Source organism: Mongoliibacter ruber, assembly GCF_003003005.1.
Classification (GTDB): Bacteria; Bacteroidota; Bacteroidia; order Cytophagales; family Cyclobacteriaceae; genus Mongoliibacter; species Mongoliibacter ruber.
In genome coordinates this window covers 30139-45065 of the sequence record NZ_PVTR01000001.1, presented here as the reverse complement: position 1 = coordinate 45065, position 14927 = coordinate 30139, and the positions used below count along the sequence as shown (strand labels likewise).

Annotated in this window: 14 protein-coding genes; 8 read left to right on the top strand and 6 right to left on the bottom strand. The window is 38.2% G+C overall.

Annotated elements, in window-relative coordinates; translation table 11 throughout:
* The gene (locus CLW00_RS00185; RefSeq protein WP_106131640.1) at window positions 1-372 is read right to left on the bottom strand and encodes a phage holin family protein; all 372 of its coding nucleotides are present in this window, start codon (window positions 370-372) and stop codon (window positions 1-3) included.
* 254 nt (window positions 373-626) lie between these two features.
* Here CLW00_RS00185 and CLW00_RS00180 point away from each other — a divergent pair, with 254 nt between their 5' ends.
* The 3 genes from CLW00_RS00180 (at window position 627) to CLW00_RS00170 (ending at window position 4478) form a co-directional block, all read left to right on the top strand.
* Window positions 627-1376, top strand: coding sequence for an acyl-CoA desaturase (locus CLW00_RS00180; RefSeq protein WP_106131639.1), 750 nt, complete (start codon window positions 627-629; stop codon window positions 1374-1376).
* Window positions 1377-1565: 189 nt separating this feature from the next.
* Window positions 1566-1931, top strand: coding sequence for a BlaI/MecI/CopY family transcriptional regulator (locus tag CLW00_RS00175; protein WP_106131638.1), 366 nt, complete (start codon window positions 1566-1568; stop codon window positions 1929-1931).
* A 3-nt stretch (window positions 1932-1934) separates the two neighbouring features.
* Window positions 1935-4478: a TonB family protein gene (locus CLW00_RS00170; RefSeq protein ID WP_106131637.1), complete on the top strand. Its 2544-nt coding sequence runs from the start codon at window positions 1935-1937 to the stop codon at window positions 4476-4478.
* 53 nt (window positions 4479-4531) lie between these two features.
* Here CLW00_RS00170 and CLW00_RS00165 read toward each other — a convergent pair whose 3' ends face one another.
* Window positions 4532-5599, bottom strand: coding sequence for an agmatinase family protein (locus CLW00_RS00165; protein ID WP_106131636.1), 1068 nt, complete (start codon window positions 5597-5599; stop codon window positions 4532-4534).
* 123 nt (window positions 5600-5722) lie between these two features.
* Window positions 5723-6205: a SixA phosphatase family protein gene (locus CLW00_RS00160; protein ID WP_170073150.1), complete on the bottom strand. Its 483-nt coding sequence runs from the start codon at window positions 6203-6205 to the stop codon at window positions 5723-5725.
* A 152-nt stretch (window positions 6206-6357) separates the two neighbouring features.
* Here CLW00_RS00160 and topA point away from each other — a divergent pair, with 152 nt between their 5' ends.
* The 4 genes from topA (at window position 6358) to CLW00_RS00140 (ending at window position 11816) form a co-directional block, all read left to right on the top strand.
* Window positions 6358-8679, top strand: a complete 2322-nt coding sequence (gene topA / locus CLW00_RS00155; RefSeq protein WP_106131634.1) for a type I DNA topoisomerase — start codon at window positions 6358-6360, stop codon at window positions 8677-8679.
* 143 nt (window positions 8680-8822) lie between these two features.
* Window positions 8823-9800 carry a hypothetical protein gene (locus CLW00_RS00150; protein WP_106131633.1) on the top strand — a complete coding sequence of 326 codons (978 nt, stop codon included), beginning with the start codon at window positions 8823-8825 and terminating at the stop codon, window positions 9798-9800.
* The gene (locus tag CLW00_RS00145; RefSeq protein WP_106131632.1) at window positions 9797-10489 is read left to right on the top strand and encodes an SIR2 family NAD-dependent protein deacylase; all 693 of its coding nucleotides are present in this window, start codon (window positions 9797-9799) and stop codon (window positions 10487-10489) included. The genes CLW00_RS00150 and CLW00_RS00145 overlap by 4 nt, the downstream gene beginning before the upstream one ends.
* Window positions 10482-11816, top strand: a complete 1335-nt coding sequence (locus tag CLW00_RS00140; protein WP_106131631.1) for a flavin-containing monooxygenase — start codon at window positions 10482-10484, stop codon at window positions 11814-11816. The genes CLW00_RS00145 and CLW00_RS00140 overlap by 8 nt, the downstream gene beginning before the upstream one ends.
* A gap of 48 nt (window positions 11817-11864) precedes the next feature.
* Here the strand turns inward: CLW00_RS00140 and CLW00_RS00135 are convergent, their stop codons facing one another.
* Both CLW00_RS00135 and CLW00_RS00130 read right to left on the bottom strand, forming a co-directional pair.
* Window positions 11865-12464 carry a tetratricopeptide repeat protein gene (locus tag CLW00_RS00135; RefSeq protein ID WP_106131630.1) on the bottom strand — a complete coding sequence of 200 codons (600 nt, stop codon included), beginning with the start codon at window positions 12462-12464 and terminating at the stop codon, window positions 11865-11867.
* Window positions 12465-12483: 19 nt separating this feature from the next.
* The gene (locus tag CLW00_RS00130) at window positions 12484-13299 is read right to left on the bottom strand and encodes a 2,3,4,5-tetrahydropyridine-2,6-dicarboxylate N-succinyltransferase (protein ID WP_106132182.1); all 816 of its coding nucleotides are present in this window, start codon (window positions 13297-13299) and stop codon (window positions 12484-12486) included.
* 34 nt (window positions 13300-13333) lie between these two features.
* Between CLW00_RS00130 and CLW00_RS00125 the strand changes: the two genes are divergently transcribed.
* Window positions 13334-14455 (top strand): glycosyltransferase family protein, encoded by a 1122-nt coding sequence (locus CLW00_RS00125; protein ID WP_106131629.1) that lies wholly within the window; start codon window positions 13334-13336, stop codon window positions 14453-14455.
* Here the strand turns inward: CLW00_RS00125 and CLW00_RS00120 are convergent.
* Window positions 14452-14925, bottom strand: a complete 474-nt coding sequence (locus tag CLW00_RS00120) for a hypothetical protein (protein WP_106131628.1) — start codon at window positions 14923-14925, stop codon at window positions 14452-14454. The genes CLW00_RS00125 and CLW00_RS00120 overlap by 4 nt on opposite strands.
* Between the last annotated feature and the right edge of the window lie 2 nt (window positions 14926-14927).

The following is a 14927-nucleotide window of genomic DNA, read 5'->3' as shown; positions in this document are numbered from 1 at the left end:
TTAATGTCTAGGGTTACCACCCAATGATACTCCCAAAAACGAATTAATCAGTCCTAATATCAGTCCAAATAAAAGTGCCCACCAAAATCCATTCACGGAAAAGCCAGGTACTATTTCAGCTGCCAGCAAAATCAATAGTGCATTGATGACCAACAGAAACAATCCCAATGTCAGAACAGTAATGGGAATTGTCAAGAATATAAGGATTGGTTTTACAGTAATATTCAAGAGTGCAATCATAGCAGCCACTACAATCGCTGTAAGAAAGGAAGTCACTACTACCCCAGGCAATAAATATTGAGTCAATAAAACTGCCACGCCACCCAGTACCAGCTGGATTAGAATATTAACTACGTCTCTGGATTTGCTCATAATGCGGAGGTTTTAATTCGAATTTAAAAATCGATTGAATATAACTACAAATTTCAAATGATAAAATTTCATCTCCAATTTCTCAATATTCCATATTTGAAGCAGAATTTGAACTGAATTCATTAAATATGCATTCCATTTATATAAAATAGCATGATATTGGTCATATTTCAAATCCAAAAGCGCTTGATAAGTTCAGGATATTCGAAATATGGATTTATCTTTGCTATATATTCATTAAAATCTATTAATAAGTGATTCTCATTATCTTCTTCCTGCTGCACTGGTATTTCTCTTTGTTTTGCCAAAGCTTTTTCTTACATCGCTACGCAGCCCATCAAATGTTTTCAATGACAAAATTCTGGGAAAAGTTCTTTTACGTATTCACATGGGTATGCCAAGGAAGTTCTTACCTGTCACCTAGGGCTTATGCTATATTGCATAGAATGCATCATGCATATTCAGATACTCCGAAGGATCCGCACAGCCCCCACCATACAGAGAACCTTTTCACAATGATGTGGAAGACAAAAAATATCTACAATGAATATTTTTCATTCAAGCTAAAACCAGAAGAAAGGTTTTCCAAAGATGTTCCAGATTGGAATAAATTTGACCTCTTAGCCGACTCAATGGTAGCAAGGGTTGGTTGGGGTTTGTTTTATGTCGCAGTATACATATTGAGCATTTCAGTTTTTGAACTTGCCGGGACACACTGGTGGATGTATTTCCTTCTTCCGATTCATTTTATGATGGGACCTGTTCATGGTGCTATTGTCAACTGGAGTGGTCACAAATATGGTTATGCTAACTTTGACAACAATGACAAGTCAAAAAACAGCTTACTTCTAGATGTGTTGATGCTCGGTGAATTGTTTCAAAACAACCACCACAAATTACCTAACAGACCAAATTTTGCGGTTAAGTGGTACGAGTTTGATCCAACTTATCCAATCGTAAAATTCTTACATGCCACAGGCATTATTAAACTCAGAACTTCTTAATCATCAATTAATTCATAAATAAAGCCTGGTTTCGACCGGGCTTTTTTTTGCTTCAAAACTAACCCTGTATTTCTCCACCTAATGATGAGGTATTAAATTTACCGTTACCCCTAGAAAGATTTAAAACTTTACTTGTTTTTATAAAACTAAATCCATAAGTTCGATAACATTTAAAACTTAAACACCAATATGAGAGAACTAACAAGAGCAGAAGAGCAGATCATGCAGATCTTGTGGGATATCGAGAAAGGTTTCGTCAAAGATATCCTCGAAAAAATGTCCGAGCCAAAACCAGCTTACAACACAGTATCCACTATTGTGAGAATACTGGAGCGAAAAGGTTTTGTCAGCCACAAGGCTTACGGCAAGTCACACGAGTACTTCCCAATCGTCTCTAAAGACGAGTACAGAAGTTTTACGATTAAAAACCTTCTTACAGGTTACTTTAGCGGTTCATTTTCCAAATTGGCATCCTTTTTTGCCAAAGACAAAAATCTTGATATCAAAGAATTGGAAAAGATCATGAACGAGGTAAAAGAAGAAACCAAAAAATAGCCTATGGCTTTTTGGGTTGATTATATCTGGCAAAGTACTTTCTGCCTTCTCTTTTTTTTTGGGATATATTTTATTTTCCTAAAAGATGAAAAGGCATTTACTTTCAATAGATGGTATTTATTGATCAGCCCACTACTTTCATTGGTTTTCCCTTTAATCAATATTCCGGTAAGTTTTAACAAACCGGATATTTCACTGGAAAAAACAGAGTTTTTTCGGGCGCTTTCACTCAATGGAGCGCCCGATAATTACCTCACTACATACGGACTGCCTGAGGTGATGATCCAGAGCACGAAACTTCCCACAATCTGGAGCCTACAGGACTACATTTTTTTAACATACCTCATCATTGTCTTTCTCCTTATTTTCAAACTCTTCTGGAGCTTTATCAATATGAGGCTAATTGAGGAAAGAGGATGGTTTCAATCTTATTACAACCTTAAAAACGACTACTTTCTTATCCCTACTTTTGGCTTGACTCCCATCTTTTCGTTTTTCAATAAACTATTTTGGGATGACACTTTAAAAATAAGTACTGAAGAAAAACATCAAATTTTACAACATGAATTGGCCCACATCAAAAAGAAGCACAGTCTTGATGTAATGTATTACCAAGTCCTTTCCATCCTTTTTTGGTTCAATCCAGGCATATACCTGATGAGAAAGGAATTGATTGATGTACATGAATACCAAGCTGATGAGTCAGTAATCAATGCTACTTCTGAAAACGGGAATGACTACCCCAAGCTAATTGTAAAAATAGCTTTCAAGGGAATGGACCTCTCAATTGGCAACTATTTTATCAGATCAACCACCCTAAAACGGATTATGATGCTAAAAAAAGCCAAAAAAATCAACTGGACCAAGCTATTTATGGTCATCCCCGTGTCCTTGATGCTAATGGCGCTGGTCTCTATGAAAACAGAAACAGGGCAGAGCTTGCTTCAACAAAATTTTAATCTTGAAGAAATAAAAAAGAAACTTATTGCTTCACAGGATTCGCTTGAAATAGGAATTAAAGTAAAAAAAATTTATGCTCCCGTTCACTATGAGCTTATCGGGACACTAGAAGGTGACAAGCTAAAGGCTCAAATCGGTGAATTGGAATATGAGTTCAGCAATATCAAAACTGATGAAGACTATATCAAGGTCAGGGGATTAATCGAAAACCTTAGGAACTCGTCTATTATTTCAAAAGACTATGGAAACATCAATAAAAACAGTGCTGACATCGATGTAAAAGCAGAACCAGAGATAGGAATGGTAAGCTGGTTTCAAAAAATTAGAGAGCAAGTCAAATTACCCGAGAATGAAGATCAGCTAGGCCTTATTGGCGGGAATCTCGTAGTTGAGTTTGTAGTAAATGAGAATGGAAAAATCGAAAAACCAGCCATAGTAAGAAGTCTAGGTGGCGGAATCGACCAACAAGTAATTGATTTACTTCAAAATACAGAATTGACCAATTGGAAACCCGCAATAAAAAATGGTGAAAATGTCGCTATGGTCCAGAATATCTTTATTCCATTTGCTGAATCAAAGAATAAAAGTGAGGCACATAGTTTTTTTAAGGAAACATCTCCCCCACACAGGGAACAAAGTAAAACAGAGACAACCGAATTTGTATTCGATGTGGTCGAAGACCCTCCCAAATTCAAAGGAGGCATGGAGGCTTGGAACAACTACATAAAAGAAAATTTACAATTTCCAGAGTCGGCCAAGCTCAATAAAGTCGAAGGCACCGTCTACGTAGTATTTGAGATTGATAAAGATGGCAAATCAAGTAATCCTGAAATTCTCCGCGGCATTGGTTACGGAGCTGACGAGGAAGCCCTAAGGTTAATTAATGATGGCCCTGACTGGATTCCTGGCAAACAAAGAGGTCAGGCTGTCAATGTTAGAATGCGTATGCCGATACGCTTTAAATTTGACGAAAAGAAAAATAATATGGTCACTTCTGAGCTTAATGTTGTCAATTCAGAAACACAGCCTTCGGAAGATTTTAATGTATTTCTGAGGAAAAATATAAAATTCCCAGTTGAGGCCAGAGAAAGAAAAAGCAGTGGAACAGTGATAACAGCCCTAAAACTGAATAGCGATGGGTTTATCAAAGGATTTGACGTGGTGGAAAGCCCTTCAGAAGACCTCAAAGATGAAGTCATCCGAGTGCTGGAAAAAAACAAACACTCTTGGATAGTTTCAGGTGACAAAGAAGAATACTTGGCTGCCCTACCAATTACATTTATTCTTCATGGAGAGGAACCTTCTTCAAATCGCTACCAAGGTATGAAAAATGAAGTTGTTGTAACAGGGTATGGACCTCAAGAGAAAAAAAGTCCTTTTACTGTAAAAATGCTATCTCAAAGTGATAAAGAGCCCCTATACATACTTGATGGTGAAGTCATTACCAATGAAAAAAGTATAAAGGATTTAGACCCAAATCAAATACAGCATTTAGAAGTCTTGAAAGGAGAAAAAGCCCTTGAAAAGACACTTAAATTTGATGTGACACAAAACAGTGCTGTAATTGTCATCACCACCAAAAAATAAATCACAAAAAACTCCCTGAATTATTTTATCCAGGGAGTTGATACTTTTATCCTTTATTTCAGGTTAAGTCTTCCTTGTGAAGCTCCTAACAAGTTTGACATCCTGTAAAGAATCCTCGCCCCTACATTTCCGTCCCACTCATCTCCTTCTGGACCGGGAGCCACTTCTACCAAGTCAAAGCCAATGATCTTTTTCCCAGACTTCACAACTTGTTTCATCAGATAGAGTATTTGTTCCATTTCAAAACCTCCAGCCACTGGTGTACCGGTATTTGGGCATAGTTTCGGATCAAATCCATCTATGTCAATAGTCACATAAACATCATTTGGAAGTTGGTCTACAATATCGTCACATATTACTTTCCAAGCCTTGCCTTCGTAAAGATCTTCTTTTATATCCTTGTCATAAAAGGTCGTAATCCTATTATTTTCCTTCGCAGTGATGGCCTCTGCCTGACAATAATCTCTGATACCCACTTGTACCAGTTTGCTGATTTGAGGAAGCTTAAGTGCGTTATAAGAAATAGAGGCATGAGAATACTCGAAGTTTTCATAAGCCTTTCTCAGGTCGGCATGAGCATCAATCTGAAGGATTCCAAAACTTGTGTGTTCTTCAGCAAGTGCCCTGATCAAACCTAATGGAGTACTGTGATCACCCCCCAAGAGAGCTACCAGCTTGCCCTTTTCTCTGTATTTCTTGGCCTGCTCATATACCCAATCATTCATCTCTTTGCTTGCAGTGTTGATGATTTCGGGTACGGCGGCAAATCTTTCAGCCTCTTCCGGACTGGAACCTCCTTCTAACCAATTGATATAATTTCGAGCCAATATTCTATAGCTTGCACTCTTGTCTGCCAATTCTGATGGAATTGGCAACATATAGATTCCCATTTTCCAAGCATCATGAATATCCGATTCATACAAATCTACTTGAGTAGAAGCATTGAATATAGCTTCAGGGCCTTCTGAGGTACCCGCTGAATAAGAAACAGTCACTTCCCAAGGCACGGGAATTATTATTAGATCGGCAGTTTCTTCATCGAAAGGCAATCCAAAAAGTGATTCATGAGCTCCTACCCCATTTGGGTCGAATTCCTCTATTAATTTATGTTTTAATGACATGTGTAATTGTGATTTTTGAGTTAAACAAATTAAGATTTATAACCTTAAAAAGCCTGACAATAGTAAGTTTTTCAGTTTTGATAACCAATTTCACAACAAATAAAATCCTTTATCAAGTGAAATCTATTGTAGAATTTCCATTAAGGATCCTGTTTCTCTGCCTAGCATACACCAAGAATCTACTTCTAAAGCAATTTTTGCCATCATTCCGGGCTGCATGCTTATAAATTGCCCATTGGTGACATACGATGCCAATGCACTGATTCCTGGATTGTGGCCTACTAAAAGTAGGTGATTCACATCATTACTAACTGAATTTAGCTGCCTCAGAATGATCTCTGTTTGCGCTTCGTATAAAACTTCCTCGAAAAAAATTCTTTCTGCGCTTATTTTTTCGGCTATAAGTTCTGTCGTCATTTTGGTCCGTAAAGCACTGCTTGAAAGTATTTGGTCAAATTTTTCTGCGTTGATTTCTAGAATTTTTCCCAAACGCTTCAATTGTGCTATCCCGTTGTCTGTCAACTTTCTATCAAAGTCAGAGTATCTTCCAAAACCCAATTCTGCTTCTCCATGCCGGAGAAGGTATAACATCTTTATTGTGGACATAGTTGGATAGGTAATTAGTATGCAAAAATAGATGAAATAATCATGCCAAGGTATGCCGGAAAATTCCTGAAATTTGGAAAGGAATAGAATGCCATCTATTTTTAGGCTTTTATAAGAATGCCTGAGCATTCCATTATTTTAATCGATAGAATATGCCAAAGAATTTAGTCATCGTGGAGTCGCCTGCCAAAGCGAAAACAATAGAAGGATATTTAGGTAAGGATTTTAAAGTTGCCTCAAGCTATGGTCATGTCAGGGATCTGCCTAAAGGTGACAAAGCGATTGACGTACAAAACAGATTCAAACCTACTTACGAGGTCACTGCAGACAAGAAGGAGGTGATCAAGGAATTAAAAAGGTTGGTCAAGGATTCTGAAACTGTATACCTAGCGAGTGATGATGACCGTGAAGGAGAGGCAATTTCTTGGCATTTGAAAGAAGTATTGAAACTTAAAGATGAAAATACCAAAAGGATTGTTTTCCGGGAAATCACCAAAAATGCCATCACCAAGGCAATAGAAAACCCTAGAACAATTGACCTGGACCTGGTCAACGCACAGCAAGCCAGGAGAATTCTAGACAGGCTAGTGGGTTTCGAGCTCTCCCCTATCTTATGGAAAAAAATTAAGACAGGCCTTTCGGCAGGTAGAGTACAATCTGTGGCTGTCAGACTGATCGTAGAACGTGAAAGGGATATTGAAAAGTTTAAGTCAAAATCATCTTTCAGGGTTACAGCACAATTTGATGTCAAAGGAAAACAACTTTCAGCTGAACTTCCTAAAAAGTTCGAAAGCCAAGAGGCAGCTGAAGATTTCTTAAAAAAATGTATTGGTGCAGATTTCAGTATAGAAAATCTAGAGACCAAACCAGGTAAAAAGACACCTGCTGCTCCTTTTACCACTTCCACGCTTCAACAAGAAGCCAGTAGAAAACTCTACTTTTCAGTAGCACAAACCATGTCTGTGGCGCAAAAACTCTACGAAGCGGGGAAAATTACTTACATGAGGACAGATAGCGTCAACTTATCGGATGATGCCATGACAGCTGCCAAAAATGAGATTCATTCTGCATACGGACCTGAATTTCATAAGTCAAGAAAATTCACTACCAAATCGGAAGGTGCTCAGGAAGCTCACGAAGCCATAAGACCTACAGACTTTTCAAAACATGAAGCCGGAAATGATCGAAATGAACAGAGGCTTTACGAATTGATCTGGAAAAGGGCAATTGCCTCTCAAATGGCAGATGCTCAATTGGAAAAAACTTCTGTAACCATTGGCATATCAACAACTCCTGAAAAACTTTCAGCCAGCGGTGAAGTCATTAAATTTGAAGGCTTCTTGAAGGTCTATCTGGAAAGTACCGATGATGAAGATGATGACGAAGACAATGAAAACAAAGGGTTGCTTCCTCCATTGGAAATCGGCCAATTGCTAAAATTGATAGAGTTGAAAGGAAGAGAATCTTTCACAAGAGCATCTCCTAGATACACTGAGGCATCTTTGGTGAAAAAACTTGAAGAAATGGGAATAGGCAGACCATCTACTTATGCTCCTACCATTTCGACGATCCAAAAGCGTAATTATGTCATCAAGGAGTCCAGAGATGGACATGAAAGAAATTACCTGGAAATGAAGGTAAAAGACGGTAATTTCTCCAAGCAAAATAAAACTGAAATTACAGGTGCGGATAAGAACAAATTGTTTCCCACCAATATTGCAATGGTGGTGAACGACTTTCTTGTTGAACACTTCCCTACTGTCATAGATTTCTCCTTTACTGCCAATGTAGAAAAGGAGTTTGATGACATCGCTCATGGTGGCCAAAATTGGGAAGACATGATTGGTAACTTCTATGGTAAATTCCATACCCGTGTCGAAGAAACAGCCAATGTAGCAAGAGCAGACATCAATACTTCAAGGGAGATTGGTACTGATCCAAAGACAGGTAAACCGATTATAGCAAGGCTTGGCAAATTTGGTCCTCTCGTTCAAATTGGAGACCAAGAGGATGAAGAAAAACAATTTGCAAGTTTGAAGAAAGGTCAATTCATTGAGAATATCACTTTGGAAGATGCCTTGGAGCTATTCAAGTTGCCAAGAGATGTAGGTCAATTTGAAGATAAGAAAATAGTGGCTGCCTTGGGCCGTTTCGGTCCTTACATCAGACATGATAGTAAATTTGTATCGCTAGGCAAGGAGTTTGACCCATTGAGCATTACCGAGCAAGAAGCCATTCAGCTGATCAAAGAAAAGCGTGAAGCGGATGAAAAGAAACATATCAAGACTTTTGATGAGAATCCTGAAATCCAGATTTTAAATGGCAGATGGGGTCCATACATTAAATTTGGAAAGAATAATTTCAAAATCCCTAAAGACAAAGAAGCTGAAAGTCTTACTTACGATGAAACAATAGAAATTATTGAAAATCAGCCAGTAAAGAAAAAAGGAAGGAGCTTTGCTAAGAAGAAATAATCCAAAGCTGTCGCTTAAAAACGACAGCTTTTTTATTTGTATTTTTTCAGATTCTTTTTGCATAAATCTTACAAGTTGAAAATCCGATTATTAATTTTTTAATTAATTTACTAACTTAAAGATGTCACAAATTTTAAAAATATATGGACATTCAAATAATTGGAGTTTTTTTACTTTCCTTGACAGGTGTACTTCTTGGAGCTTATCAATACAAATCCCGAAATCGAACCGAGGTCAAAGAAGACGACGCATTGGATCATATTCAGGGGATGTACATACTCAAAGTTCCTTATGAAAAACTGGTCATCGGATATTTCGGCTTAATGGCCCTTGCGTCCATTGTTGACCTGATATTAGGTGGTAACCCTGATAAAGTAAACTTGATTTATTTCCTTGTTTCAGCCTGTGCCTTTTTGATTTTTCTATACAAATTGGCCATGTCACTCATAGAAAAAGTTGAGTTCAAATGGCCTACCCTTATATATGTGCTATTAAATGCAGGTATTGCTGCAATAGTCTATTACTTCATGACCAATCCGGTGCTGAAGATGGGGAATGCCATTGAATACCTACTTACATTTCATCTACTGGGAATGATACTTGGACTAGGTGGTACATTGATATTGGATATTTTGATTTTCCATTTTCTACGTAATTTCCAAATCAATTCTTCTGAAGCTGTGATCATGCACCTTATATCGCAACTGATCATTATTGGTTTAGTCTTACTATTGGTTACCGGTACAGCCATATACTTGACAGATATTGAAGGTTATAATAATAATCCGAGATTTCTGATGAAGATGACTTCAGTGCTCGTACTGAGTATCAATGGCGTATTTTTAAATTTCTATATGATGCCAAAAATCGAAAAACTTTCTTTAATTGAGGAAGATATAGAGGAAGACCAAAATTTAAAAAGAGTTGCTTTTGCTGTAGGTGGAGTATCTATGGTTTCTTGGTTGTCGGCGTTTGCTTTTGCCATGGTCAAAGACTTAAGTTACTTTACTTATGTGCAAATGTTGATACCATATTTGGTATTTGTATTTGCTGCAATCGGAGGAGGTCAGTTTATCAAAAAGAAAATGGAAAAAGAAGTAATTGAAGAAAGTAAAGAATGAAGAAATTAGTGGTATTAACAGGTGCAGGAATTTCTGCAGAAAGTGGTATTAGTACTTTTAGGGACAGTGGTGGATTATGGGAAGGACATGATGTGATGGAAGTCGCCTCTCCAAGCGGTTGGAAAAAAAATAAAGAACTCGTCCTTGATTTTTACAATCAAAGAAGAAAACAGGCACTTACTGTAATGCCAAATGAAGGCCACAAAGAGCTTTTTAGGCTGGAGAAGTATTTTGATGTCACCATCATTACCCAAAACGTTGACAATCTTCATGAAAGAGCCGGTTCAAGCAAAGTTATCCACCTTCATGGCGAACTTTTCAAATCACAGAGCACTGTGGATCCCAAGCTTGTATATGATATAGATGGTTGGGAAATCAAATCAGGTGACAAATGCGAAAAAGGAAGTCAATTGCGCCCATTTATCGTATGGTTCGGTGAATTGGTTCCCATGATAGAACCGGCTATGGAGATTTGTAAAGAAGCTGATATTTTTGCGGTCATTGGTACTTCTCTACTTGTCTACCCTGCAGCAGGGTTGGTAAAATATGCTCCTGAAAACTCACCAAAATACATCATCGATGTCAATATTCCTGAGATGGGGTTTATGCACAACCTCAAAAAGTTGGAGGCTCCCGCATCCATTGGCACAAAAGAGATGGCTGATGAATTGATAGAAAAGTATGCATGAAAGTAAGAAAATAGCAGTAATTGGTGCTGGCCCCTCCGGTATCACTGCCCTAAAAAATCTCCTAGACAAAGGACTGAATGCTGTTGCTTTTGATAGGAATGCTGATGTAGGCGGAAATTGGATTTATAGTGAAAATGAATCACATTCAAGTGTTTTTGAAACCACACATATCATAAGTTCAAAAACCCTTTCCCAGTATGCAGATTTTACTTTTGACGACTTTGATCCTGAGATAGCTGATTACCCTTCACATGACGAACTGAGAAGGTATTTCCAGGCTTATGCAGCCAAATTTGGACTTTATGACCATATCAGGTTTGGGGTTTTGGTTTCACATTGTGAAAGAACCCAAAATGGCAATTGGGAAATTAGTTTTGAAAAGGATGGAGATCTGTATCATGAGACTTTTACGCATCTTGTAGTGTGCAATGGTCATCATTGGCTGCCAAGGTGGCCAAACTACCCTGGTAATTTTACCGGTGAGATGCTTCACTCCCACTCTTTCAAAAAAGCCGCTCCTTTTGAGGGAAAAAGGGTTTTGGTCATCGGAGGTGGAAATTCCGCTTGTGATGTAGCGGTTGAAACCAGCCGAGTAAGTGAAATAACAGCTATTTCTTGGAGAAGGGGTTATAGGATAATCCCCAAGTTTTTTTTCGGACAACCTTCTGACAAGATCGGCGAAAAAAGCTCTTGGATTCCATTAAAAATCAGAAGCTTTTTCTTTGACATACTTCTCAAAATTATGGTCGGAGATAATAAACTTTATGGTTTACGGGAAGTAGAAACAAAATTTGGTGAAGTACATCCTACCATAAATGATGAATTGCTGTACAAAATCCGTCATGGCAAAGTAAAGCCACGACTGGATATCAAACGGTTTGAAGGAAATAAGGTCATATTTGAAAATGACTTGGTGGAGGAATTTGACAGCATCATTGCATGTACAGGATACTTTTTGTCGCATCCTTTCTTTGATAAGGAATTGATTGACTACAGTTCAGGCCCTGTCCCTCTTTACCTCAAAATGTTTCATCCAGAAATAAACAATCTTTATTTTATAGGAATGTTTCAGCCACTCGGCTGCATATGGCCTGGGGCTGAACTTCAGTCAAAGGTAATGGCAAGAGAACTCGCAGGAGAATGGTCTAGGCCAGAAAATATCAAGGAACTTTGTGAAAGAGAGGTCAGCAAGCCTCATTATCAGCAAATCAATTCACCCAGGCACACCATCACTGTTGATTACCATAAGTTTAAAAAAGACCTTGAGAAATACCTGCCAAGTGAATACATATCCAAAAACCCTCCAAAATTAACTGCTAAGACATAAAAAAAGGGATCATTCGATCCCTTTTTTTATGATAAAACTGCTCTACAATTATTGGCAATATCTTTCCATGGCTTCACGGGCATCTTCATATCCAACTTTAAGCGCAGCGTTCATATCGTCACAACCTGATTTGACACGGTCTGTGGCAAACTTTAAGAGACCTCTGTAATAGTAAGCCTGACCATAATTTTTATTCATTTTGATCGCAGTACTATATTCCTTGTATGCTTCTTCACTATTTCCAAGTTGATGTAAAGCCCTGCCTTTCATGAAATATGCCATGGCAGGTGCTCCAGCTACTTCTACCGCATACTCTGCATACAGCAAAGCACTGGTATGTCTTTTCTGTTTTTGATATAGATTGGAAAGGCTCAAAAGCACTTGACTGTTTTTAGCATCATGAGATAAAGCTGCAAGAAAGTCTCTTTCGGCTTCGTCAAATGCTCCCAATTCCTCATGCGATCGACCTCGATTGTACAGAGCTTGCACGTTTTTAGGCCTATTCACCAAATAAGCATCATAGGCATTGATAGCTTCCTCGTATCTGCCCTCAGCATACAATTGATCTCCTTTATTAGATTCTCCAGACGAACACGACGCCAACACTATGCTGATCAGGGCAACATAAACCCAATTACTTAACTTCATTATTGAATACTCCTTTATTTTAAACTGCAACGTTATTTTCTCTAAGTGCATCGTTTAAGGAAGTTTTAAGATCGGTAGAAGCTTTCCTTTGTCCAATAATCAAAGCACAAGGAACTTGAAATTCTCCCGCTGGGAATTTTTTCGTAATCGAACCTGGAATGACTACTGATCGAGGTGGAACATACCCTTTATATTCTACGGGTTCTCTACCCGTCACATCTATAATTTTTGAACTTGCTGTCAGGGTAACGCCCGCTCCTACTACTGCTTCTTTGCCTATTCTCACACCTTCCACGATGATGGCTCTTGAGCCTATAAATGCACCATCTTCAACAATAACGGGAGCTGCTTGAACAGGTTCCAAAACCCCTCCAATACCAACACCTCCGCTTAAATGAACATTTTTTCCTATTTGAGCACAAGATCCTACTGTAGCCCAAGTATCAACCATCGTGCCACTGTCCACAAAAGCACCGATATTGACATAGGATGGCATCATCACTACTCCGCTAGCCAAATAAGCACCATATCTTGCCACAGCATGAGGAACTACCCTTACACCTTGCTTTGCATAGTTGGTCTTCAAAGCCATCTTATCATGAAACTCAAATGGTCCCACTTCGATGGTGGTCATTTTGCGGATTGGAAAATAAAGAATAACAGCTTTCTTGATCCAGTCATTTACCTTCCATTCTCCATTTTCAAGAGGCTCAGCCACTCTTATTTGCCCGCTATCAAGGTCACTGATGACCGTTTTTATGGCAATTTCGACGTGCTTCTCTTTCAATAATTCCCTGTTTTCCCAGGCTTTTTCAATAATAGTTTGTAAATCCATATTTTTGATTAATTCTTTACTTTGAAAACTCTTCATGCAGCCAGTAAAAATTGCCATTGCCTCCGTACTCAAACCCCTCAAGGATTCCAGAAGCTATTACAAATTTGCTCTTTCGCTGCGTGAAACAAATAAATACCAAATAAACATCATAGGATTTTATGTAAAAAAAGAAACTGATGAAAATTTAATAAAATTCCACCCCTTATTTTATCAAAATCGAAAATCAATCCTTCGTTTTTCAGCTAATTTCAGATTGTTGAAGCTGATTCAAGAAATCAAGCCAAAACTACTTATCGTAACTACCTATGAACTTCTGCCGGCTGCTGTCATTGGAAAATTGCTTTATGGCTATAACATCATCTATGATATCCAAGAAAATTATGCACTCAATTTGATCCACAATAACAGTGGCAACAAACTGGTTCGATTCCTTTTTTCCAAGGTTATTCAATGTGTTGAATATTGTTCAAGACCTTTCATAGATCATTTTATATTTGCTGAAGCGTGCTATCAACAGGAGTTTCCAGCAATCAAAAACCATACACTCCTGGAAAACAAGTTCCAAGGTCCGAACTTGCCCATTGTCACTCCAAATAAATTGACCAATAAACACTTAAGGTTCTTACTTTGCGGTACATTGACTGAAGTTTATGGCAGCATTGAGGCCATAGAATGGTTTATTCAGTTTCAAAAGATCTATCCTGATGCCCAGCTAAGAATACTTGGACACGCTCCTCTAGCAAGATTCAGGGAAAGGTTGAAAACATCTATAGCAGGAAAACAATCCATCATTGCTGACATTTCACCAAATCCCATCCCTTATGAGTCGATTTTAGATGCATTTAAAAGCGCTGATGCAGTTTTACTCCCCTACCATCAAATCCCAAGCATAAGCCCTAAAATCCCCAGTAAACTGTACGAGTGCCTAGCCTTGGGCAAACCTTTTTTGTTTACCACCAATCCAAAATGGCAGGAACTTGCCAAAACATACAATGCCGGTTTGGAAATAGATTTCAAAGATTTCAGTGAAATCCCACAAATCCATGAAAGTCTTACAAGCCAAAATTTTTACAATACTACCGAAATGTCATTGCCTCACTGGAAAGCTGATGAGGAAAAGTTCTTGGCCTTGATCAAATCTTTGACCTCCATTTAAAAATTATAGCTGAATCCAAGACCATGTGGGTTAATCCCCAAATTAAGTTCACCAACCTTCCTTCCTTTATTTGGATCTGAATTATAGGACTTGACAGCCATTCTTGCATTTTTTCTGAAAGCCCTTTCAAATATTATTGAGGAAGCAAATAATCCTGTCCCAACCCCAAACATAGACCAATCCATCCCATTTCCGAAGATCGCATCTCCGCTTGACCAAACCAGAAAAAATAAACCCGGATGCAGAGTCAAATCCACTATTGTGGCATTCGTTCTAGCTTTTGAAAGGTAGTTGGAAGCTTCGGAATCCTCAACCATAAAATTTGCCAAAGCTGATCGTTTGATTTTGTAACCTTCAAGGTAAAACTGCCGGCCTCGCAACTCTAAAGAGTCATTTTTTTCCCTATCACTTTGACAAAAAGAAACATTTCCGAGCCACATCAAAGAGGCAAAAAGAATCAAGACTTTCATAA

Coding starts and splice junctions, on each gene's coding strand:
- CLW00_RS00160 (WP_170073150.1), bottom strand. CDS start 6,205: ATGTCCACAATAAAGATGTTATACCTTCTCCGGCATGGAGAAGCAGAA.
- CLW00_RS00185 (WP_106131640.1), bottom strand. CDS start 372: ATGAGCAAATCCAGAGACGTAGTTAATATTCTAATCCAGCTGGTACTG.
- CLW00_RS00130 (WP_106132182.1), bottom strand. CDS start 13,299: ATGGATTTACAAACTATTATTGAAAAAGCCTGGGAAAACAGGGAATTA.
- CLW00_RS00170 (WP_106131637.1), top strand. CDS start 1,935: ATGGCTTTTTGGGTTGATTATATCTGGCAAAGTACTTTCTGCCTTCTC.
- CLW00_RS00165 (WP_106131636.1), bottom strand. CDS start 5,599: ATGTCATTAAAACATAAATTAATAGAGGAATTCGACCCAAATGGGGTA.
- topA (WP_106131634.1), top strand. CDS start 6,358: ATGCCAAAGAATTTAGTCATCGTGGAGTCGCCTGCCAAAGCGAAAACA.
- CLW00_RS00150 (WP_106131633.1), top strand. CDS start 8,823: ATGGACATTCAAATAATTGGAGTTTTTTTACTTTCCTTGACAGGTGTA.
- CLW00_RS00125 (WP_106131629.1), top strand. CDS start 13,334: ATGCAGCCAGTAAAAATTGCCATTGCCTCCGTACTCAAACCCCTCAAG.
- CLW00_RS00135 (WP_106131630.1), bottom strand. CDS start 12,464: ATGAAGTTAAGTAATTGGGTTTATGTTGCCCTGATCAGCATAGTGTTG.
- CLW00_RS00120 (WP_106131628.1), bottom strand. CDS start 14,925: ATGAAAGTCTTGATTCTTTTTGCCTCTTTGATGTGGCTCGGAAATGTT.
- CLW00_RS00140 (WP_106131631.1), top strand. CDS start 10,482: ATGCATGAAAGTAAGAAAATAGCAGTAATTGGTGCTGGCCCCTCCGGT.
- CLW00_RS00175 (WP_106131638.1), top strand. CDS start 1,566: ATGAGAGAACTAACAAGAGCAGAAGAGCAGATCATGCAGATCTTGTGG.
- CLW00_RS00145 (WP_106131632.1), top strand. CDS start 9,797: ATGAAGAAATTAGTGGTATTAACAGGTGCAGGAATTTCTGCAGAAAGT.